The organism is Staphylococcus edaphicus, from assembly GCF_002614725.1.
GTDB classification, from domain to species: Bacteria; Bacillota; Bacilli; order Staphylococcales; family Staphylococcaceae; genus Staphylococcus; species Staphylococcus edaphicus.
Genome location: NZ_MRZN01000012.1, coordinates 1 through 21258, shown reverse-complemented (window position 1 = coordinate 21258; position 21258 = coordinate 1). Strand labels below are relative to the sequence as shown.

20 protein-coding genes are annotated in these 21258 nt (G+C 36.0%); 12 read left to right on the top strand and 8 right to left on the bottom strand.

The window, feature by feature from the left end:
* The first annotated feature begins 212 nt into the window (after positions 1-212).
* The 5 genes from isaB (BTJ66_RS08170) (at position 213) to cidR (ending at position 4111) form a co-directional block, all read left to right on the top strand.
* A complete protein-coding gene (isaB, locus tag BTJ66_RS08170) occupies positions 213-803 on the top strand; it encodes an immunodominant staphylococcal antigen IsaB family protein (protein ID WP_099090479.1) in 591 nt (196 codons plus the stop codon).
* Between the two features lie 124 nt (positions 804-927).
* Positions 928-1512, top strand: a complete 585-nt coding sequence (isaB, locus tag BTJ66_RS08165) for an immunodominant staphylococcal antigen IsaB family protein (RefSeq protein ID WP_099090478.1) — start codon at positions 928-930, stop codon at positions 1510-1512.
* Positions 1513-1556: 44 nt separating this feature from the next.
* Positions 1557-2141, top strand: a complete 585-nt coding sequence (gene isaB, locus BTJ66_RS08160; RefSeq protein WP_099090477.1) for an immunodominant staphylococcal antigen IsaB family protein — start codon at positions 1557-1559, stop codon at positions 2139-2141.
* Between the two features lie 168 nt (positions 2142-2309).
* Positions 2310-3179, top strand: coding sequence for a class A beta-lactamase (bla, locus tag BTJ66_RS08155; RefSeq protein WP_167380383.1), 870 nt, complete (start codon positions 2310-2312; stop codon positions 3177-3179).
* Positions 3180-3235: 56 nt separating this feature from the next.
* Complete coding sequence (gene cidR / locus BTJ66_RS08150) at positions 3236-4111, top strand: cidABC operon transcriptional activator CidR (RefSeq protein ID WP_099090476.1); 876 nt, start codon at positions 3236-3238, stop codon at positions 4109-4111.
* An 842-nt stretch (positions 4112-4953) separates the two neighbouring features.
* Here the strand turns inward: cidR and BTJ66_RS08145 are convergent.
* On the bottom strand, positions 4954-5898 hold the full coding sequence (locus BTJ66_RS08145; RefSeq protein ID WP_099090475.1) for a LacI family DNA-binding transcriptional regulator: 945 nt from the start codon (positions 5896-5898) through the stop codon (positions 4954-4956).
* Between the two features lie 137 nt (positions 5899-6035).
* Here BTJ66_RS08145 and eda point away from each other — a divergent pair, with 137 nt between their 5' ends.
* The 5 genes from eda (at position 6036) to BTJ66_RS08120 (ending at position 11071) form a co-directional block, all read left to right on the top strand.
* Entirely contained in the window at positions 6036-6653 is a 618-nt protein-coding gene (eda, locus tag BTJ66_RS08140; protein WP_099090474.1) for a bifunctional 4-hydroxy-2-oxoglutarate aldolase/2-dehydro-3-deoxy-phosphogluconate aldolase, read from the top strand.
* A 3-nt stretch (positions 6654-6656) separates the two neighbouring features.
* Positions 6657-7628, top strand: a complete 972-nt coding sequence (locus tag BTJ66_RS08135) for a sugar kinase (RefSeq protein ID WP_099090473.1) — start codon at positions 6657-6659, stop codon at positions 7626-7628.
* A gap of 181 nt (positions 7629-7809) precedes the next feature.
* Positions 7810-9216, top strand: a complete 1407-nt coding sequence (uxaC, locus tag BTJ66_RS08130; RefSeq protein WP_099090472.1) for a glucuronate isomerase — start codon at positions 7810-7812, stop codon at positions 9214-9216.
* A gap of 2 nt (positions 9217-9218) precedes the next feature.
* Positions 9219-10250 (top strand): mannonate dehydratase, encoded by a 1032-nt coding sequence (locus BTJ66_RS08125; protein WP_099090471.1) that lies wholly within the window; start codon positions 9219-9221, stop codon positions 10248-10250.
* Entirely contained in the window at positions 10250-11071 is an 822-nt protein-coding gene (locus tag BTJ66_RS08120; protein WP_099090470.1) for an SDR family oxidoreductase, read from the top strand. Before BTJ66_RS08125 ends, BTJ66_RS08120 begins: the two co-directional genes overlap by 1 nt.
* Positions 11072-11160: 89 nt before the next feature.
* Here BTJ66_RS08120 and BTJ66_RS08115 read toward each other — a convergent pair whose 3' ends face one another.
* The 3 genes from BTJ66_RS08115 to BTJ66_RS08105 are packed head-to-tail and all read right to left on the bottom strand — an operon-like array spanning position 11161 to position 14313.
* Entirely contained in the window at positions 11161-11940 is a 780-nt protein-coding gene (locus BTJ66_RS08115; protein WP_099090469.1) for a DeoR/GlpR family DNA-binding transcription regulator, read from the bottom strand.
* Positions 11941-11980: 40 nt separating this feature from the next.
* A complete protein-coding gene (locus BTJ66_RS08110) occupies positions 11981-13222 on the bottom strand; it encodes an MFS transporter (RefSeq protein WP_099090468.1) in 1242 nt (413 codons plus the stop codon).
* A gap of 26 nt (positions 13223-13248) precedes the next feature.
* Entirely contained in the window at positions 13249-14313 is a 1065-nt protein-coding gene (locus BTJ66_RS08105; protein WP_099090467.1) for an alcohol dehydrogenase catalytic domain-containing protein, read from the bottom strand.
* A gap of 197 nt (positions 14314-14510) precedes the next feature.
* Here BTJ66_RS08105 and BTJ66_RS08100 point away from each other — a divergent pair, with 197 nt between their 5' ends.
* Both BTJ66_RS08100 and BTJ66_RS08095 read left to right on the top strand, forming a co-directional pair.
* Complete coding sequence (locus BTJ66_RS08100; RefSeq protein WP_099090466.1) at positions 14511-16139, top strand: ribulokinase; 1629 nt, start codon at positions 14511-14513, stop codon at positions 16137-16139.
* 190 nt (positions 16140-16329) lie between these two features.
* The gene (locus tag BTJ66_RS08095) at positions 16330-16803 is read left to right on the top strand and encodes an SRPBCC family protein (protein ID WP_099090465.1); all 474 of its coding nucleotides are present in this window, start codon (positions 16330-16332) and stop codon (positions 16801-16803) included.
* A gap of 77 nt (positions 16804-16880) precedes the next feature.
* On the opposite strand, the gene BTJ66_RS08090 is transcribed toward BTJ66_RS08095, so the two are convergent.
* The 4 genes from BTJ66_RS08090 to BTJ66_RS08075 all read right to left on the bottom strand — a co-directional run.
* Positions 16881-18101, bottom strand: coding sequence for an Nramp family divalent metal transporter (locus BTJ66_RS08090; RefSeq protein ID WP_099090464.1), 1221 nt, complete (start codon positions 18099-18101; stop codon positions 16881-16883).
* Positions 18102-18118: 17 nt separating this feature from the next.
* Complete coding sequence (locus BTJ66_RS08085) at positions 18119-19063, bottom strand: agmatinase family protein (RefSeq protein ID WP_099090463.1); 945 nt, start codon at positions 19061-19063, stop codon at positions 18119-18121.
* Between the two features lie 254 nt (positions 19064-19317).
* Positions 19318-20562, bottom strand: a complete 1245-nt coding sequence (locus BTJ66_RS08080) for a Glu/Leu/Phe/Val family dehydrogenase (protein WP_099090462.1) — start codon at positions 20560-20562, stop codon at positions 19318-19320.
* A gap of 295 nt (positions 20563-20857) precedes the next feature.
* Positions 20858-21258 (bottom strand): LPXTG cell wall anchor domain-containing protein (locus BTJ66_RS08075; RefSeq protein ID WP_153043327.1); only part of this gene is annotated, 401 nt, incomplete at its 5' end.

Here is a 21258-nt window from a genome sequence, read left to right as displayed (position 1 = left end):
TATTACACTAAAGCCAAAAAGAAAATTTAAATTAAGGAGTGGTTTTAGAAATCGTTCAATTTAATGTTTATAGTGGATCACTTATCAACTGTCCCTGTAATTTGCATAGGCGTAAAGTTGTTTAGCATGTTTGTTAATTAAGCGTGCAAATAGATTGTTTATTACTTAAGTTTCGACCAAAAAATAATTCGAAAATTGAGGAGTGACTTATTATGCGTAAAGTAGGTAAATTATTTTCAGCAACAGTCGTTGTGTCAACACTCGTCATCGGTTCTTCTGCAGCATACGTCTCAACCAATAGTCCGGAAACTCAAGCAGCCGAACAAGTACAAAAATGGGGTCATGGTGAAGGTGGAGCAAGTAGTGCTAGCACGCAAAGTACTACAAATTTAAAAGCACAGACACCATGGTATAACTATGAAGGTTATACAACATATGATCCGTCATTTACACAGGATTATAATTTTGTACGCGCCTTAAAATATGACAATGTCTCAATCGATGGTTATAAAGTGAATACGGAAGCTAAGAAAGAATTTGACCATAGTAAGGACGTCTATGATACAACTGTTGAATTTAATAGCGATAATAAAGTGATTGGTCTTTCTTTTTTAACTAAACCAGACTCAGTGTCTAAAGCAACATTTAAAAAGGCTCATACCTCTAACAAAATAATTGATGAAGGCGTCACTAATGGCGGGGAAAACGGTGACGGTACATTTGTTAAATATGAGACCAATCATGGTTCATACACAGCGTACTTTGATAAAAACAATCGATTGATGCAAATGGGAATTGGATAATGTCGTCATTGAAGATGATAAGTATACGTTTTGCGTAAATAATAAAAATGGTGTGTGTAAAGCGAAGTGCGTTGTGCTTATGTTTTTTATAGAAAATAATTCGAAAATTGAGGAGTGACTTATTATGCGTAAAGTAGGTAAATTACTTTCAGCAACAGTCGTTGTGTCAACACTCGTCATCGGTTCTTCTGCAGCATACGTCTCAACCAATAGTCCGGAAACTCAAGCAGCCGAACAAGTACAAAAATGGGGTCATGGTGAAGGTGGAGCAAGTGGTACCAGCACACAAAGTACTACAAATTCAAAAGCGCAAACACCATGGTATAACTATGAAGGTTATACAACATATGATCCATCATTTACACAGGATTATAATTTTGTACGTGCCTTAAAATATGACAATGTCTCAATCGATGGTTATAAAGTGAATACAGATGCTAAGAAAGAATTTGATCATAGTAAGAAAGTCTATGATACAAGTGTAGAATTTAATAGTGATAATGAAGTCGTTCAAATCACATTTTTCACTAAACCAGACTCAGTGTCTAAAGCGACATTTAAAAAGGCTCATACCTCTAATGAAATTACTAAAGAAGGAAAATTAGGGAATAATGATGGCACATTTGTAACTTATGCAACAAATAATGGTTTCTATACAGCCTTCTTTGATCAAAATGATAGATTGACAGAAGTGACAATTGGACAATAAAGTGGCTTGCTATCAATTGGTTTTAGGATAGGAGATGAAGTCATATGCGTAAAGTAAGGCAGTTACTTTCTACGACAATCGTTGTATCAACGCTGGTTGTTGGTTCTTCAGTAGCGTATATAGCAACCAATAGTCCGGAAACCCAAGCAGCCGAACAAGTACAAAAATGGGGTCATGGTGAAGGTGGAGCAAGTGGTGCCAGCACACAAAGTACTAAAAATTTAAAAGCGCAAACACCATGGTATAACTATGAAGGTTATACAACACATGATCCGTCATTTACACAGGATTATAATTTTGTACGCGCCTTAAAATATGATAACGTAACCATCAATGGTTACAAAGTAAATACACATACTGATAGGGAACCTTATTATAGTAAAAAAATATACGACACAACAGTTGATTTCAATGGTGAAGATGAAGTCGTAGGTATAACCTTTTTAACAAAACCTAACACTGTTTCTAAAGACATGTTTAAAAAAGCACATGCCTCCAATCAAATCGTTAATAGTGGTGAAACAGAGGGGGGAACATTTTTAGAATATAAAACCAATACAGGCCTTTATTCCGTTGATTTCGATAAAAATGATAAATTAAAAGAAATTTTAATTACGTTTGAAGATTAGTCTTAGTATTTGAAACTTCTAGTAAAAAAATGAGATAGTAGTTTATGATGAATGAGCGAGAATAGAAAGTCAAATTCAAAACTTTGATTTTCTGCTCGCTCTTTTATAATTGTTTTACAAAGTAATAACATAGTACGAAAAAAATTTAATATTAAAAGGGGACTAAAGATGAATACATATGTAAAAAAAATAATGGTTGCGCTTATCTTGAGTTCAGTATGTTTGATAAGCTTATCATTTGTACGTAATGTGACTTTTGCGAAAGATATCGATAAAATAGAACATGAATACGATACGACTGTAGGTGTTTATGGTATCAATACTGAAAATGGTAAGGAATATAAACATAATGCGAATGAACGATTTGCTTTCGCGTCTACTTATAAAGCGATTGCAAGTGGTATATTACTCAATAATTATTCACAAGTGGACCTGAATAAGAAAGTTCAAATAAATCAAGCTGACATTGTGGCCAACTCACCTGTGACAGAACAACATATTGGTAAAACGATGTCATTAAAAGCGCTAATTAAAGCATCTATGTTGAAAAGTGATAACACTGCAAATAATAAAATCATCGAAGAACTCGGTGGTGCAACTGGTTTGAAGCATGAGTTGGAATTATTAGGTGATTATGTTTCAGCACCGCAAAGATTGGAACCAGAATTAAATTACTTTGATCCGCATAGTACAGCTGATACAACAACACCACAAGCTGCAGCAACAACGTTAAAACACATTTTGACAAGTAATGAAAACAATAAATCAAATGTAGCATTATTGAAGCAAACGATGATAGAAAATGAAACAGGTGATACCTTGATTAAAGCAGGTGTACCTAAAAGTTATACTGTTGGAGACAAGAGTGGACAAGGCTTAACGTATGCAACACGTAATGATTTAGCTTTTATCTATCCGAAAAATCAAACTAAACCTATTATTTTAGCAATTTATTCAAAACAAGATCAAAAAGATGGCAAGCCTAATGATAAAGTAATTTCAGATTCTGCTAAAGCAGTGATTAAGCATTTAAAGTAGACACGTAAATACGTATAATGAAGATTTAAACAAAGGGACATTCAGAGGAGACTAACATGGAAATTAAGCAAATGAAATATTTTGTTGAAGTTGTAAAAAATGGTGGCATGACGCAAGCATCAGAACATCTCTATATCGCACAATCTACTATTAGTAAAAATATTAAAAGTATTGAAGATGAATTTAATATCACGCTGTTTGATAGAAGGAAGAAGCATATTACACTAACAGATATAGGACAAATATTTTATGATAAATGTGTAGAAGCATTAGCTATATTAGATGATTTATCGCTTGAAATGGATGATGTTTCCAACCTAGAACGAGGCCATATACGCTTAGGTGTCTCAGCTATTATGGACGTGCGTTTGTTTACTGAAAGTTTAAATAAATTCCATAGTATATATCCTAATGTTACGTATGAAGTGATTGAAGGCGGCGGAAAAGCAGTTGAATTATATTTGAATAATGATGAAATTGATGTAGGTATTACAACACTGCCGGTAGATGATGATTTGTATCATGCAGTACCATTATATAAAGAGAAATTACTACTTGTCGTCGATAAACAATCTGAATATGCAAAACAATCATCGGTGCATTTAGGTGATTTAAAGCGGGAGCATTTTATTATGTTCCATAATGATTATTACATTAAAGATCAAATTATTGAAAGCTGTAGGAAGGTTGGTTTCCATCCAAAAACAGTAGCCAAGATGGCGCAAATAACATTTATTGAAAATATGATTGTAGATGGAATAGGTGTGAGTATTTTACCTGAAAGTATTGTAGGTATTTTAAATGAGGATGTCGTTGGTATAGAAATAGCTGATGCAGATGTGGATTGGAACCTAGGTATTATTTGGAAAAAAGAAAGCTATATTAATTATGTAACGCGTGAATGGATTAATTTTCTAAAAAATTATAAATAGTATCATTTCGTGAAATAGGTAGGGTATATTTCCATGACAAAGTATTCCGTAATGGAATATTTAATATTCCAACTATGTATTTTAATCATAGGAGGTTGAGTATTATAATAAGGGTTGTAGAGGGTTATGAGTACTGATTAATTAAGCAGACAAATGCTTTTAAATAAGTGTTTCGCGATGTATTAATTTCGTTGAACAACTTAGATACAACAGTTTTAAAATATACGTTATTCTAATCAGAACTCATAACTTATGAAGATACTAAGGGAGTCTGAAGGAATAGAATGAATTAGGTGATGCCGTATGACACAGAGATGGTGTGATCGCATCAATATGGATAATGCTTTGTATCCCCTTATGCAAAGCACTCATCGATGCCAATGATTATATTTGTAAATATGATGTGTATGAAATATAAGTTCAAACCAATTAACCTAAGTTTTCTCCCAATTATAAACTTAAACCCCAAAACCAGCGCTCAAAATTGGTGACTATATTTCATAAAAAGCTTTAACATGATAATGTGTACAAATATTAATTTTTCATTCGTATAATGACAGTTTGCGTATTAAATGTAAGGTTACTATGTAAATAACAGCATATAGGTGTAACGACTGTTGTAAATCGATTAGACGATATACACATCGATGAAGGTCACTTATTAGATTTAAACGAACCAGAAAATAAACATATTAATACATGAAATAACTTATATTTCAGTTGATGAGAAAAATGAAATAACCCTCTAGATAAGATAAATATCTCTCAAACAAATGAGCCCAACGCTACACTGTCCATGTAGTATTGGGCTTTTTGTTTATTATGCATGTAGTAACGATATATTACCGATTGTGATTCAGTGAAGGATGAAGTTGATAAGTACCTTCTATAGGTTCCCCTTTAATTACTTTATCTAATACGGTAACAACTTGTTGTGCAATTTGTGCAGTAGGGACACCAATCGCGTGTACAGGATAATCAATTTTTTTAATTTGTGGGATATTGTCATAAGAGTATATGGTTGGTTGGTGGTCAGGCCCCATCGCATTGATAGTACCTACAGTGATATCGTAACTGCCACAAATAACGCCAGATGACAGTGATGCGCTTTGAAGAAAATGTTTAACTGATGCTTCTGCATCAATAGCATTTAACCCTCGAGAATCTATCATGCGATAGTTAATATGGTGTTGTTTACAATAATTGGTGATGGCATCTTTTTTAGCTACTTGACGCGCGTCATTCGTGTGCAGGTCACCGATGTAATCGATGCTGTCAATGCCCTTAGCTAGTAGTTCGCTTATTGCTATAATCATTGCTTCAGCATGATTGACGTTCACAATTGGATAAGGGACATTGCGATCGACACCATATGCTACGACGGGGACATTGTTGTAAATCTCTGGCGGTAAGTTCGTATTGTCTCCTTCATCAAAAATGACGATACCATCACAGCCAAATTCGACAAATTTTTTCGAAGCGGCAGCAACATCATCAATCGACACAAACATGACATATCCTAAGGATTTTATGGCTAAATTAATCTCAGTGATAAGGTGAGTTACGGCTACACGATCGACAGAAGGCCAGATTAATCCAATCGTACCGCTTTTCTTAGAAACAAGCGCTCTTGCAGAATGATTGGGGATATAATTCATTTCAATCGCTTTTTGTTGAATCATTTGTTTGGTATTTGGTTTTACAAGTTGGGAATTTTTTAGTGCTTTACTAACTGTGGAATAGCTTACGCCACAGGCTTCGGCAACATCTTTTAACGTTACTGCCATAAAATTTCTCCTTGAAATAGATTGATTTAGGTTAGAATTAATTATACCATAGAGACAAGCGTTACAATATTTTTTTGAACCTAAATAACAACGTTGTTATTTTCGGTAAATTAAATTTCTATCAGGGAGATGACAAGATGAAATCATCAGAGACAATGAAAGCAATTCAACAAGGACAACATATCGCCGTCATGCGTACAGACGATGCACAATCATTTTTGGATATTGCTAATACGATTATTGATAAAGGCCTTCATATTATTGAAGTAACGTTAACGACACCACAGGCTATTGACATTATTAGCGACTTAGCAAAACGAGAAGACGCATTAATTGGTGCAGGCACTGTATTAGATAGTGTGTCAGCGCGCACAGCTATTTTAAACGGTGCGAAATTTATTGTGAGTCCATCTTTTGATAAAGAGACGGCTAAAATCGCAAATCTTTATGATGTGCCATATATTCCAGGATGTATGACAGTAAAAGAAATGGTTGAGTCATTGCGCTATGGTTGTAAATTATTGAAGTTATTCCCAGCAACACAGTTTTCACCAAAAGCAATTAAAGATTTTAAAGGACCATTGCCACAAATTGAAATTGTTCCTACTGGTGGCATTGGCAAAGATAATCAAAAAGACTGGCTAGACGCAGGTAGCTTTGCAGTAGGTATCGGAAGTGAGATTACTAAAATTTATCAACAACAAGGTAAAGCGGCATTAGAGCAATACGTAGCAGAATTAAAAAGCGAGGGATAATTTATGACGGTATATGGATTTGGCGAAGTCTTACTACGCTATACGCCGCCTAACTATAAACAGCTTAAAGATACGGATGCATTGAGGGTTAATGTCGGTGGGGCGGAATTGAATGCACTTGTGACATTAGCACAGTTTGGTCATGGTACGGAGATGTTAACCGTCTTGCCGCATCATGCTTTGGGGCAATTAGCGTTGCAACAGATGTATCAATCGCGCGTTGGAACAAGTTTAATACACCAAGTAGACGGACGAATGGGTACGTATTACATGGAAGAAAGCTTCGGCTTTCGTAGTGGCAAGGTCATCTATGATCGTGAACATTCGTCTTTTGCTGAAGTAGGGCATGTTGTAATTAATGATGTGCCGATTAAAAAGGGTGACTATGTTGTATTAACCGGTATTACATTAGCCATCAATGAAACGATTCGTGAACAAATCGTAGAGATCCTAAAAGGGCTTAAATCACAAGGGGCATATATTGTCTTTGATATTAATTTTAGAGCCAATTTATGGTCGAAAGCAGTTGCAGTACCGATCATTCAATCAATCTTACCATTAGTGGATGTGTTGTTCTTTGGGAAGAAAGATGCAACCCATTTACTTGAAACTAATACTGAAAGTGATGATATAAAGACTTGCGCTGAAACACTTCAAAGGCAATATCACATACCGCTCATGGCATCGAGTAACAGAGATATTGAGCAAAGTACGTTACAAGGTATTGCGTTATCTGAACAAGGTTATTTAGAAAGTGAGGCATATCAGTATGCTGTACTCAATCGTATAGGGGCTGGCGATGCATTTATGGCTGGTGTTTTACATGGTTTGATAAACCAATGGCAACTGAAAGAAACTATTGATTTTGCAACGAAATGTTCAGTATTGCAACATACAACGAATGAAGATGCATTAGCAGTAGATGAAAGTGACGTATTCAAATTAGCTTCTCACTTCGGAGAATTAAAGCGTTAAACGTAGAATTTCTATGTATAGATTGACAGATTTTAAATCCTTTCTATGTAAGCGTATTCAATGATGTTGTCAATCATGTGGTCAACTGATGGCAGGATGACTTTTAGTATCAGGCGGTTGATATGAAATTTTAAATATTTAACTGGGCAAGCTAAATATTTAGAGAAAAGGGGCAAAAATAATGACATTAATTAAAGACGATTTTTTACTAAATAATAAAACGGCAGTTAAGTTATATCAAAAGGCGAAAGACTTACCCATTTATGATTTTCATTGCCATCTAGATCCCAAAGAAATTTATGAAAATAAAAACTATGATAATATCACACAATTATGGCTAGCGGGTGACCACTATAAATGGCGATTAATGAGAGCATTTGGTATTGAAGAAGACTATATTACTGGTGATGCAGAAGACTATGATAAATTCAAAGCATTTATGCATATGGTACCTTATTCTATAGTTAACCCGATGTACCACTGGTGTTCGCTTGAATTAAAACGCTACTTCAATGAAGATACTGATTTAGATAAAGTGAATATTAAAAAGCTTTATAAATCATTAAATCGCAAGTTAGCGAAGTCATCCCATACACCACAAAACCTAATTAAACAAAGTAATGTGAAAGTTGTTTGTACAACGGATGATCCTTGCGATGATTTAGCATATCATAGATTATTAAATGAAGATAAAAACGTGACATTCAAAGTTATCCCTACATTCAGACCGGATAGTTATGTATTTTTAAGTAGCGCAACTATACAAGAAAAGATTGCACAATTAGATCAATCTACAGATTGTGATATCCGTGATTTAAATAGTTACATTGAAGCGCTTAAAGCACGTATTCATTATTTTGATCGTCAAGGCGCTAGAAGCTCAGATCAAAGTTTTGAAAAAACGCCACTCATGACCGCTTCTTCTGAAGAAGCGCACGCAATATACACAGCACTAATCAATGGTGAGAACGTTTCGGAAACAGAACAATATGAATTAGCGGGCTATATATTAACAGAAATAAGCAAAGTCTATCATGAATTAAAATGGGTTGTTCAATTCCACCTAGGACCAACTAGAAATAATAATACTAGAATGTATGAAAGAGTTGGCACGGATAGTGGATTTGATAGCGTAGGAGAACCATTAAGTGCGAAATCACTCAATGCTATGTTAGACCATCTTGAACAGCATCAAGCACTTTCAGACACAATTATTTATCCAAATAATGGGAATGATCATTTAATGGTTCAAGCAACTGCAGGCAACTTTTCGAATAGTGAGCACAAAGTGCAATTAGGTGCTGCGTGGTGGTTTAATGATACGAAAGAAGGCATGGAACAACATCTAGTAGACTATGCCAATGTAGGCTTATTAGCTAAATTTGTTGGTATGCTAACAGATTCGCGTAGCATGATTTCTTATACGCGCCATGAGTATTTTAGAAGAATATTATGTAATTTCTTAGGTGATAAGATTGAAAAAGGGGAAATTGCATTATCAGAATCAACAATGAATCAAATGGTGAAAGATATTTGTTACAACAATGCAGTTCGGTTATTTAAAATAGATGGCGTTAAGGAGGTATAATTATGGAATTATCATTTCGATGGTATGGTCAAGATGATCCGGTGACTTTAAGACATATTAAACAGATTCCTGATATGAAGCAAATTGTTACGGCAATTTATGATGTGCCGGTTGGAGAAGTATGGACATCAGAAAGGATTTCGCAGTTGAAACAATCCATTGAAGCGGAAGGATTGAAGTTTGAAGTCGTTGAAAGTTTACCTGTCAGTGAAGAAATTAAAATGGGTACAGAAAAACGTGATGTTTTAATTGAAAATTATAAAACTTCATTAATCAACTTAGCGGCAAATGGTATTAAAACAGTGACATATAATTTTATGCCTGTATTTGACTGGACACGCTCACAATTAGATTACGAATTAGAAGATGGCTCCAATACGCTTATTTATAAACATGATCAATTAAAAAATATTGATCCATTAACGACAGATTTAAATTTACCAGGTTGGGATGAAAGTTATTCAAGGGAAGAAATGAATCACTTAATCACCACTTATCGTGACATGTCTGATGAACAATTATGGGACAACTTAAAGTATTTCTTAGATGCTGTGTTACCTACTGCAATCGAACATGACATTGATCTTGCGATACACCCAGATGATCCGCCATGGTCTATTTTTGGTATTCCACGTATCATTAAAAATAGAAACAGTTATAAACAATTATTAGCTATCAATGATAGTAAACAGAATGGCATTTGTTTCTGCACGGGGTCACTTGGCTCATCAGCTGAGAATAATTTACCAGCTTTGATTCGTGAATTTGGAGACCATATCCATTTTGTGCATATGCGTAATGTGAAACGTTTAGATGCATTTTCATTCGTAGAGACGGGGCATTTATCTAAAAATGGTTCGGTAGATATGAAAGCAGTTGTCGAAGCTTTAAAAGATATCGACTTTCAAGGTACCATTAGACCAGACCATGGACGAATGGTTTGGGGTGAAACGGGTAAAGCTGGCTACGGTCTGTTTGATAGAGCATTAGGTGCAACCTATATCAATGGCTTAATAGAAGGGATGAGTAAATAATGTCTACACAATTTAAGGGAGTTAACGTCATTATTACCGGTGCGACGGGCGTAATTGGTGCAACATTCGCCAAAGCACTAGTTAAAAAAGGTGCAAATGTCGGTATTTTAGGGCGTCAGGAAGATAAAATCATTGAACTGCAAGATGAAGTTGATACAGATAGAGAACAAACGGTTGGTTTAATGGCAGATGTGTTAGACAAGAATACTTTAATAAAAGCGAAACAAACATATAATAATAAGTTTGGCAGAATTGCTGTACTTATCAATTGTGCGGGGGGCAATAATCCGAATGCTACGACAGATGATGAGATGTATGATGTAACAAGTGACAAGACATTTTTTGATTTGACTGAAGAAGGTGTAGACCAAGTATTTAAACTGAACTATACGGGTACCTTCTTACCATCTCAAGTATTTGGTAAAGACGTTGTTGAAAGTGCAGATGGTACCATCATTAACATTTCTTCGATGAATGCTTTTACACCATTAACGAAAATACCAGCATACAGTGGTGCGAAAGCTTCAGTTAGTAACTTTACGCAATGGTTAAGTACTTATTTTGCAGGTCATATTCGTGTAAATGCCATTGCACCTGGATTCTTTGAAACGAAGCAAAATAAAGCACTGTTAAGGAATGAAGATGGTTCGTATTCTGAACGTGCTGCAAAAATTCTTTCTCAAACACCAATGAATCGCTTTGGTGAACCGGAGGATATTTTAGGAACACTCTATTGGTTGATGGATTATAACATGAGTGGTTTTGTCACAGGTATTGTTGTTCCGATAGATGGTGGATTTTCATCATATTCTGGTGTTTAATAGACAGGATGAATAAACATTGTACAATATACAAAAACAACGGGTTCTCATCAGTTTGATGAAAACCCGTTTTGTAATTCACGTTTAAACTAGTGACAGATATTTGTATCGACTGTAACTAAATGATTTAACTTAGTTTCATAAGATGTCCAGTTAATTTTGTGATTGGTATGATCAGTGATTAATGTATCTATTCGGTGTGTTGGACACACATTGTAAAGTGACACTTTATCCAATTTAGAACTATCAGTTAGCACGTATATTTGTTTAGCTTGGTTGACCATTTGAATTTTTGTAGAAGTAAGTGTTTCATTAAAATGTGTAACTCCTTTTTCTAAATCAAGGGCAGGTGTTGCTAAAAATAATTTTGAAGGGTTAAATAATTTCAATGTATCGTTCGTAATCATACCGTTTAATAAATAATTATCTTTATATAAGATACCTCCTGTAACAATGACTTGATTGGAGGTGGATTTTAAAATAGAAGCAATATGAATATCATTTGTAATAATGGTTAAATTGTTCTTTTGCGTTAGTGCACGAGCAAAGTGTATCGTCGTCGATCCCGAATCGATAAACAACGTGTCGCCATTTTCTACAAATTCAGCTGCTTGATGACCAATTGCTAATTTTTCATAATAGTAACTGGATTCACGATCATCAAAATTTAATTCATCCCAGACTTCTGAATCATTTAAAACGACCCCACCATGCGTCCGTTTGATTTGGTTGAATTGTTCTAATTTATTTAAATCTCGACGAATGGTAGCTTCATGGACTTTGAATTCGATTGCTAAATCATGAATCGTTGCTTTTTTATTTGTTTTCAAAAAAGTAATAATCAAATGTTCGCGTTCAGCTGGTAACACTGGCGACACCTCCTAAAGTATGATCAGCTATCACAAGAATTTACGTTGTTTCATACTCACCATTTTGCATGTGCTTAGGCATTTTAATAAAATAAGTGAGTATCGTACTAATAAAGTATAGTATCGCGAGTACCCAAATTACGCCTATAGCTTGTATGCTACCAATGAATAGATAAACAATCATAGGTCCGACAAATACGGGCAAACCAGCACCTAAATTAAGTACAGATAAGGCTGCCCCTTTATCTTGTTTAACCAGTGATGGTATGAGTGCGGATAATGGTACATAGGCAGCGATAAAGGCGCCCCAACTGAAACCTACAATAGTTAAAAGAACGATGTTACCATCAGTCCAAATAGGCACATAACCCATTAATAGGACTGAGATGCCACTTCCAATACCACCGAAGTACATCACTGTGTTACGCCAACCAATCTTATCTCCAACAATCCCGAAGATTAAGTTAAAGATGATGTTACCAACGAATATCGTTGACCACACAGCCAGCCATTTCGATGTTGGTATGCCAAATGAAGAAAGATATATTGGTAAAAAGACAGGAAAAGCAAACTGTGCTGTTGTATTAATGACACGCACGATGCCGCCTAATAATACTTTCGGTTCGTCATTCATAATTGTAAAGCCTTTAAGTATTTCTTTTAGCTTTTCCTTTGAACTACCTTGGTTGGATGGTAACGTGTCTTTGTTTAACACTAGAGTGAAGAAACCACCAAGAACGACCCAGAATAGTGAACTCCATAGCGTATTGATATGTCCTAAGTGTTCGATTGCCCAAATAGAATAAAGCGCACCTAATACATTTAAGCCACCTGTAAATACAAACCAGAACCAGCCCACAGCAGCACCAAGCGACTTTTGTTCTGAACGGTAAGAAATCCATACTAAGAAAGAATAAGCAAATAATGGATAGCCTAAACCTCTTAAAGCGTAAGCAGGCAACATGAGTGCAAGATTTTGTGAAGGAATTGCAAACCCTACAAAACAAATGGTACCAATGATATAGAAGCCTAACCCTAACATCATTGTGCGTTTGCCGCCAAGTGCTTCGGCAAACACGCCACTGAGCCAACTTGCGACTGCTACGGCAACACCGTATGCAGAGAATAGTAAACTAGTTTCTTGAACTGAGAAGCCGTGCCCATGTAGCCAGGGACTTAGCCACCCAATTTCTAACCCATCACCCATCATAAAGATGATGATACCGATATACCCCCATATAATTTGACGAGGCATGCCTAAAATAGCATTCGAATGATTCATTTATATACCACCTTTTCAGTCATTGTTTACCAATGATATTGTAAATATGTTTTCTTCCATCCTTTATGTGCAGCAGTGTCATCCATGGCGTGCTTCAAATCTGATGTATTATGGATGTGATAGTAAACCTCTGGAATAAGCTGTCTCAGGGCTTGTTGATACTGCTGATTGCTAAATGCGTTAATTAGTTGTTCGAATTCTCGTTTCGTACTACGTGAACTTCCTGAAAAAGTTAAGCCCTTTTCAAGAATGTCTCGTGTATTGATACCAACACGTTCTTCAGTGACCCCCATCAACACTATGTGTCCTTGTCTATCAATTAAATCAATGGCTTGATTAATCGCAGACTCTGAAAATTGACCGCCTGTACATTCGAAAATAGTGTGCACACCGCGGTGCTGATTGAAATCAAAATCAAATACGAGATGCGTTGTTGCAAAATGTTCAAAGGCAGCTAGTTTTTCTTGAACAGCACCAAATACAATTAAATTTGCTTTATCAATGCCATAAATATAATGCAAGGCCGTTGCTGCTAAGTAACCGACTGGGCCATCTCCGAAGATTGCCACCTGTGGTGATTCTGTTGTAGTGATGTGTTCAAGTTGGTTAATGGGATATAGTGATACAGAACATAATTCGGCAAGTAGCGCAACGTCTTCATCTAAATCCTCTGGTACTTTTACGACGTTATCTCCGGGAACTACCATCCGATCTTGGCAAATGCCATCAAATCCGCTTCCCATAAAAACAGCGTTCTCATCATAATTATCTTGTAGTGTAGAAGTTGGATATATACCTTTACGTAGACGAGAGGGTACATTAGGAACAATGACCACTTTATCTCCAAGTTGAAAATCAGGATGGTTGGAATCTTCTACTATACCAATGCCTTCATGAAACAGCGCCATAGGTAATTTTTTGGCAAGTGCTTCAGGACGACGCTTACCCGTATAGTAACGTAAATCTGCGTGACAGACGCTTGCTTTTGTTGGCCTGACAATAATATCTCTATCTTCGAAATCATGAATCAGTGTATCTCTTTTGAATTTACCAGGCTCAATCAAACGAAAAGCATTTGATTCGATTTTCATATATGTTCAACTCCTTTATTTTCGTGTTCATTTATGTTTGTACGGCTAATAGTAAACGCTTACATTGGTATTTGTCAATGTAATAATGCTTTTTTGTGTTTCTTTATGTGTATTTATGAATTTTTATATTGATTTTTGGAACTATCTTAATTATGCTTTAGGAAAGCGTTTTCTTTAAGGAGACTGGAGGGTTAGTCATGACATACAGTATAGGGATAGATTTTGGTACCGGTTCAGGGAGAGTATTTCTGGTGAATACTGAGAATGGTGAAATTATTGAACAATATATCAAAGCATATTCGCATGGCACAATTGAAGGGGAACTTAATGGACAAAAGTTACCACCAAGTTATGCATTGCAAAATGCGAATGATTATATGGAAGTAATTGAAATAGGTATACCAGAAATTTTGTCAAAATCGAATATAGCAGCACAAGATATCGTCGGTATAGGTATAGATTTCACTTCTTCTACAGTCATTTTTGTTGATGAATATATGGAGCCAATTCATAATAATCCTAAATTTTGCGATAATCCGCATGCCTATGTGAAATTGTGGAAGCATCACGGCGCACAGGCAGAAGCTGATTTATTATTTAACACTGCTATAGAAGAGAAAAATCGTTGGTTAGGTTATTATGGCTTTAATGTTAGCAGCGAGTGGATGATCCCTAAAATTATGGAAGTGAATCATAAAGCGCCAGAAGTGATGACTGAAACAGCTAATATTATGGAGGCAGGAGATTGGATTGTTAATCGCCTTACGGGTAAAAATGTACGCTCTAACTGTGGATTAGGATTTAAATCATTTTGGGAGTCATCTACAGGATTTCATTATGATTTGTTTGATAAAGTGGATGATAATTTATCAGATATTGTACGTACGAAAGTAGCGGCACCTGTTGTGAGCATTGGTGAAAGTGTTGGTAAAATTAGTACAGAGATGGCACATAAATTGGGCCTTTCGCCAAATACAGAAGTAAGTCCTTTCATTATTGATGCGCATTCAAGTCTGTTAGGTATCGGTGCTGAAAAGGATAAAGAAATGACGATGGTCATGGGCACGAGTACATGTCACTTAATGTTGAATAAGGCGCAGCATAAAGTCCCTGGTATCTCAGGCTCTGTTAAAGGGGCAATCATACCTGATCTTTATGCATATGAAGCCGGACAAACTGCAGTAGGAGATTTATTCGAGTATATTGCTAATCAATCCCCATATGACTATGTAAAAATGGCGGAAGAGCGAGGTATCTCAATTTTTGAGTTACTCAATGAAAAAGCAGGTCAGCGGTATCCTGGAGAAAGTGGCATCATCGCATTAGATTGGCACAATGGTAATCGGAGTGTCTTAAGTGATAGTAATTTAAAAGGAAGCCTGTTCGGGTTAAGTCTTCAAACAAAGCATGAAGATATTTATCGTGCATACATGGAAGCAACAGCATTTGGTACAAAAATGATTATGCAACAATATCAAGGATGGCAAATGGAAGTGGATCATGTCTTTGCATGTGGTGGTATTCCTAAAAAGAATAGCTTGTTGATGGAAATATATGCGAATGTCTTAAACAAGAAAATCACTGTGATTGATAGTGCATATGCACCGGCTATCGGGGCTGCTATCTTAGGCGCTATATGTGGCGGTGCACATCCTGATTTTTCCTCAGCTATTCAAGCGATGAAAGAACCTGTTTTATATCAAGTAGAGCCAGAACGAGAACAAGTACGTATTTATAAAAAATTATTTAATGCTTATAAGGAATTACATGATTTATTAGGTTATAAAAAGGCTCGTATTATGCGTGATGTAAGCGCGTTAATGTAAACAACACATAATAATTAACTTTGTGAGGAAATTTATCAAATTTTCAATATTTAACATACTACGGTATTAGTGAATCAAATCAATGTTGAAAGTTTAATTTGTAAAAAATAGGTAATTTATCACAGTAACAGTAGAATTGTTAAACAGTGTGTTATTGCATATATTGAATGCAAATGAAGGGGTGAATGTTGTGGAATGGGAAATTGTTAATTTAGATATGGAATTCAAGGTTGATGCTTCAGTTGAAACCGTGTTTAATGCATGGACTGAACCTAGTCTCTTTAAGCAGTGGTTTATGACTTCAGAGACAACTAATGAAGTCGCAAAGAACCAATTGGAAGTGAATGGCGACTGGGAAATTATCGATGTCAGAGAAGGGACAGCATATAGAGCAATTGGCACATATATAGATATTGTAGCACCTTATAAATTGATGTTTTCATTTAAAATGCCTCAATTTAGTGATTTGGAAGATATTATAACAGTAGAATTTATAGATTTACAAGGTGAAGCACAAGTGAAATTTAATCAAGGTATAAAAGTCCCTATAGATGATTCATTGGATGACGATGCAGTTGAAAAAGAGAAAGCAGTGACAAAATCAACTACAGAAGAAGGTTATGTTAGTATGTTTAGACGTTTAAAACAAATTTGTGAACAATAATTAAATCTGTATAATTATTATTGTAAATGAAAATATATCACCCCAATTTAGTTGACTAAATTGGGGTGTTTAAATATTTAAGACATAAAACTCATAATTGCATCTATCAAACTATATACACCCAAGAAGGTAACCACGAGTACAACGATACTACCAATGATGTTGAGCCATAGGGTGTTAACGTAATGACCCATTAAGTTTTTCTTATTGATAATTATGAAAATGAGTATGGCCACAATAGGCAAGATGATACCATTTAACGCTTGTGCAACAAGAAGTACTTGAAGCGGCTCAAAACCTAAGGCTGAAGTGATAATACCAATGATGATAATAATTGTGAAAACTGTCTTATACTTCTTGCTTTCCATACCGCCTTGCCAACCTAACAAGCTACTAATCGTTGCGGCAGCACCTGTGGGAGAGGCGATTGCCGAAGATAACCCAGCTGCAAATAGTCCGATACTGATTGCGACAGGCGCTGCATCTCCAAGGACGGGTTCAAGAGGGCCGGCAAGTTGGATGACGCTTGTAACTTCTTTGCCTTCTATTAATGTAGCTGCAGCAATTAATATAGCAGCTGAAATGATACCGCCTATGGTAATTGAAATCACGGTATCCCAACGTGCATACTTTAGCTCTTTGATATTGCCAAAACGTTCATGTACTGCGGTTGAATGTATGAAAAAATTATAAGGTACTACGGTCGTTCCTATAAGCGCTATGATAGTAATAATAGATCCATCGGGAATAGTCGGAATAAATGCCCCTTTTAAAACACCTGAAGTATCTGGTTGAATTACAATCATAGTAGTAATAAAGATAATGCCCATGATAACCATTAGCACAAGCATGATTTTTTCTAAAAAGCGGTAATTTCCGAATAACCCAATAAATAAAATAATGACACCGATTACTGGTGCTACCCAATGTTCAGGTAAATTCAATAAATAGGAAGCACCTAAGGATGTCCCAATTAAGTCACCACTAATATAAGCAGCGCAGCCTATCGTGACGGCAATTAGTGTGAACCATACAATAATGAGTTTGCCGATTTTATTCTTAAATAAATCTTGGATGGCTTCTCCTAATCCTTCACGTGTGACGAGAGATAGACGAATAATCATTTCTTGTAGCACAATTGTAGCTATGATAGAGAATGCTACTGCCCATAGTAAGCTATAACCGAATCCGGCACCCCCCTGTGTCATTGTTGTCACGGTACCTGGACCAATAAATGAGGCAGTGATAATCATTCCAGGGCCAATTGATTTTAAAATCTTCCCAGCTTCTTTAAACAATGAAACCACTCCTCAAATTACTTTGTTTGATTTAAATAAGCGACGTGGCCAGCAAGTACATATAACACTGCTGTAGAGACAAAATGCGCTGAGTTTTGATTGGCATCCATCATCGGATAAACTTCTACATAATCCATACCGCAAAGGCCTAATTTACCAAATTCATGAATCATTGTTAATAACTCAAAAGAAGAGAGACCATTCCCGTCGACAGGACCACCAGGATTAAAAGCAAAGTCGAGCACGTCGCTACAAATCGTTAAATAAACAACATCTACATCTTTACTTGCTTGGTTATAGATATCACGTGCATACTCCTTTAAGTCATGCGCCTCACGTATATCATTAATCGTTAATGTCACGGCACCTGCTTCTTGTGCATAGCGACCTGTAGCTGGTTTATTTCTTGGTCCGTGAATACCAGTGTGAATAATGCTTTCATTTCGTACGCCATCTGTTTCGTAAAGCCTCATAAAAGGTGTGTTACGTGCATAAGGCTCACCTTCATAATCAGGCATATTGTCGTAATGGGCGTCTAAATGAATAATGCCAACTTTTTTTCCTGTTTCTGTGAGTGCCTTCAATATGGGATATGTAACGCCATGTTCACCACCGAAACCTACTAAAAATTTACCGCTTTCCCAAAGTTTTTTGGCGAAATCAGTAATATTATCATAACTTTGCTTATTATCGTGTGCGACAAATGGAACATCTCCAACGTCTCCCATCGTGAGGTGTTCACTGATGTCTATGTGATTAAGTTCTGGTAGATATTGGCTATAACGAGCTGAGCAGACGCGAATTTGTTTAGGGCCAAGTTCTACACCTGTATAGTCGCCCCAAGTACTTTCGCCTTCAAATGGTGCGCCATAAACGATAACGTCTGTATCTAATATGTTTGACTGAGTGAGATTCTTACTATTTAAAAAGCACGGTACATTACCGTAGATATTGTTCTTCATAATTGTATATCCTCCCCTTTGTTGTAAATAAGTATATAGATTATTAATTTGCATTTCAAATAAATCAGAAAATTCTAATTTTAATTGTGCAATTTTAAATAATACAAAAGAAAAGGCATAATTATTGTAGGCGATTGTCTGCTTATCATTTTGAATAGTTTATGAATCATTTGAATGTAAAAAAATAACAATGAAACTTGAGACAAAAAATTGTCTGTAGTTTCATTGTTACCTTGTCAGTCGTATATTGTATTTTATGCCCAACCACGGAAACGGGTAGCTTCTGCAGTGCGTTTGATACCTAAGACGTATGCAGCTAAGCGCATGTCCATATTTCTGTCTTCCGCTAAATCATATATCTTATTAAAGGCGTCGACCATTTTGTTGCGTAGTTTATGGTTAATTTCTTCTTCTGACCAATAATAGCCTTGATTATTTTGTACCCACTCAAAGTAAGACACTGTAACACCACCAGCACTTGCTAATACATCAGGGATAATTAAGACACCGCGATTGGTTAGAATTCGTGTTGCCTCTTGTGTCGTAGGACCATTTGCAGCTTCCGCTATAATGCTTGCCTTAATCTTAGATGCATTATCTTCAGTGATTTGATTGGAAAGAGCGGCAGGTACTAAAATATCACAATCAACTTCAAACAAAGCTTCGTTTGTAATAACATCATCGAAGAGATGTGTCACTCTACCGTGCTGTTCTTTTAATTCAATAAGTCGATTGACATCTAAACCATCAGGATTATGAAGGGCGCCGTAACTTTCAGAAATAGCTACGATTTTTGCCCCCATATCATGTAAGATTTTTGCAATAAAGCTGCCGGCATTACCAAAACCTTGGATTGTTATACGTGATCCTTTGATATCTAAATTTTTGCGTTTTATTGCTTCTTCAATCGTTATAACTGCACCAAGTGCGGTAGCACGATTACGACCAAGAGAACCTCCTAAAGCTAAAGGCTTCCCAGTAATAAAGGCAAATGCATTAGAACGATTGATTTTACTATATTCATCCATCATCCATGACATAATTTGTGGGTTTGTGTACACGTCAGGCGCTGGAATATCACTTTCGGGTCCAACAAATTGAGAAATTGCGCGAACATATCCTCGAGATAATCGTTCTAATTCTTGATTGCTCATTTGTCTCGGATCACAAATTATTCCTCCTTTACCACCACCAAAGGGGAGGTCGGTGATACCACATTTCATAGTCATCCACATGGATAATGCTTTCACTTCGTCTTTATTTACATCAGGATGAAAACGAACTCCACCTTTAGTAGGTCCAACGGCATGGTTGTGTTGTGCACGATAGCCGGTAAAGGTTTTGACTGTATTATCATCCATACGTATTGGAATACGTACTTCTAAAAATCTTAAAGGTTCTTTGATGAGTTCATACATACCATCATCAAAACCCAATTTATGTAAAGCTTCTTTCGTAATTTCCTGGGTTGAGCTAACTAAATCGGTAGTTTTTGTCATTACTAATCTCCTCTATCTTATTACTTAAATATTAAATGCTACTTATATTTAATGGTAAGGGGATTAAGAGTGAAATGCAATAAAATTAACGGAATGTTTTAAAAATTGTGAAAATTCAATTAACAATTCAATGCGTATCAGTCCTTTAAATTAGAGTGTGTCTTAGATTATAAACATACGCTACAAGCATATAACTTTTTAGTTATTGCTTGTAGCGTATGTTAATTGTTACCGGTAAGTGTGAAAGTGACCAAAATTTGAAATTAATATATTATAGTTTGATTTAGTGCGTAAGTTATTTCTCACGCTGTTTTCTTTTTCTAAAGAAGAGTAGCGATGACCCAACTAGGATCAATAAACTGCTCCAAATAGTCGTGTTGCTGTCTTTGTCTCCGGTTTCAGGCAGTTGTTGAGTTTCTTCTGTTTCCTTTGATGCCTTTGAATTTTTATTTATTGTATTTTTGGATGATGCTAGTTTGATTATTTTGTTGTGACTAGGTGGTAATATTTCCACTATGCTATCTTTAGTTGCTGAGCTTGGTTGAGGCACAGGCGTTGGTTCAGGATCCGGCGTTGGTTCAGGATCCGGCGTTGGCTCAGGATCCGGAGTTGGTTCAGGATCCGGAGTTGGTTCAGGATCCGGAGTTGGTTCAGGATCCGGAGTTGGTTCAGGATCAGGTGTTGGTTCAGGATCCG

Bases quoted from the DNA above. Each gene is read 5' to 3' on its own strand.
- isaB (WP_099090479.1), top strand. From the start codon at position 213: ATGCGTAAAGTAGGTAAATTATTTTCAGCAACAGTCGTTGTGTCAACA.
- isaB (WP_099090478.1), top strand. From the start codon at position 928: ATGCGTAAAGTAGGTAAATTACTTTCAGCAACAGTCGTTGTGTCAACA.
- isaB (WP_099090477.1), top strand. From the start codon at position 1,557: ATGCGTAAAGTAAGGCAGTTACTTTCTACGACAATCGTTGTATCAACG.
- bla (WP_167380383.1), top strand. From the start codon at position 2,310: ATGAATACATATGTAAAAAAAATAATGGTTGCGCTTATCTTGAGTTCA.
- cidR (WP_099090476.1), top strand. From the start codon at position 3,236: ATGGAAATTAAGCAAATGAAATATTTTGTTGAAGTTGTAAAAAATGGT.
- BTJ66_RS08145 (WP_099090475.1), bottom strand. From the start codon at position 5,898: ATGGCAGTAACGTTAAAAGATGTTGCCGAAGCCTGTGGCGTAAGCTAT.
- eda (WP_099090474.1), top strand. From the start codon at position 6,036: ATGAAATCATCAGAGACAATGAAAGCAATTCAACAAGGACAACATATC.
- BTJ66_RS08135 (WP_099090473.1), top strand. From the start codon at position 6,657: ATGACGGTATATGGATTTGGCGAAGTCTTACTACGCTATACGCCGCCT.
- uxaC (WP_099090472.1), top strand. From the start codon at position 7,810: ATGACATTAATTAAAGACGATTTTTTACTAAATAATAAAACGGCAGTT.
- BTJ66_RS08125 (WP_099090471.1), top strand. From the start codon at position 9,219: ATGGAATTATCATTTCGATGGTATGGTCAAGATGATCCGGTGACTTTA.
- BTJ66_RS08120 (WP_099090470.1), top strand. From the start codon at position 10,250: ATGTCTACACAATTTAAGGGAGTTAACGTCATTATTACCGGTGCGACG.
- BTJ66_RS08110 (WP_099090468.1), bottom strand. From the start codon at position 13,222: ATGAATCATTCGAATGCTATTTTAGGCATGCCTCGTCAAATTATATGG.
- BTJ66_RS08105 (WP_099090467.1), bottom strand. From the start codon at position 14,313: ATGAAAATCGAATCAAATGCTTTTCGTTTGATTGAGCCTGGTAAATTC.
- BTJ66_RS08100 (WP_099090466.1), top strand. From the start codon at position 14,511: ATGACATACAGTATAGGGATAGATTTTGGTACCGGTTCAGGGAGAGTA.
- BTJ66_RS08085 (WP_099090463.1), bottom strand. From the start codon at position 19,063: ATGAAGAACAATATCTACGGTAATGTACCGTGCTTTTTAAATAGTAAG.
- BTJ66_RS08080 (WP_099090462.1), bottom strand. From the start codon at position 20,562: ATGACAAAAACTACCGATTTAGTTAGCTCAACCCAGGAAATTACGAAA.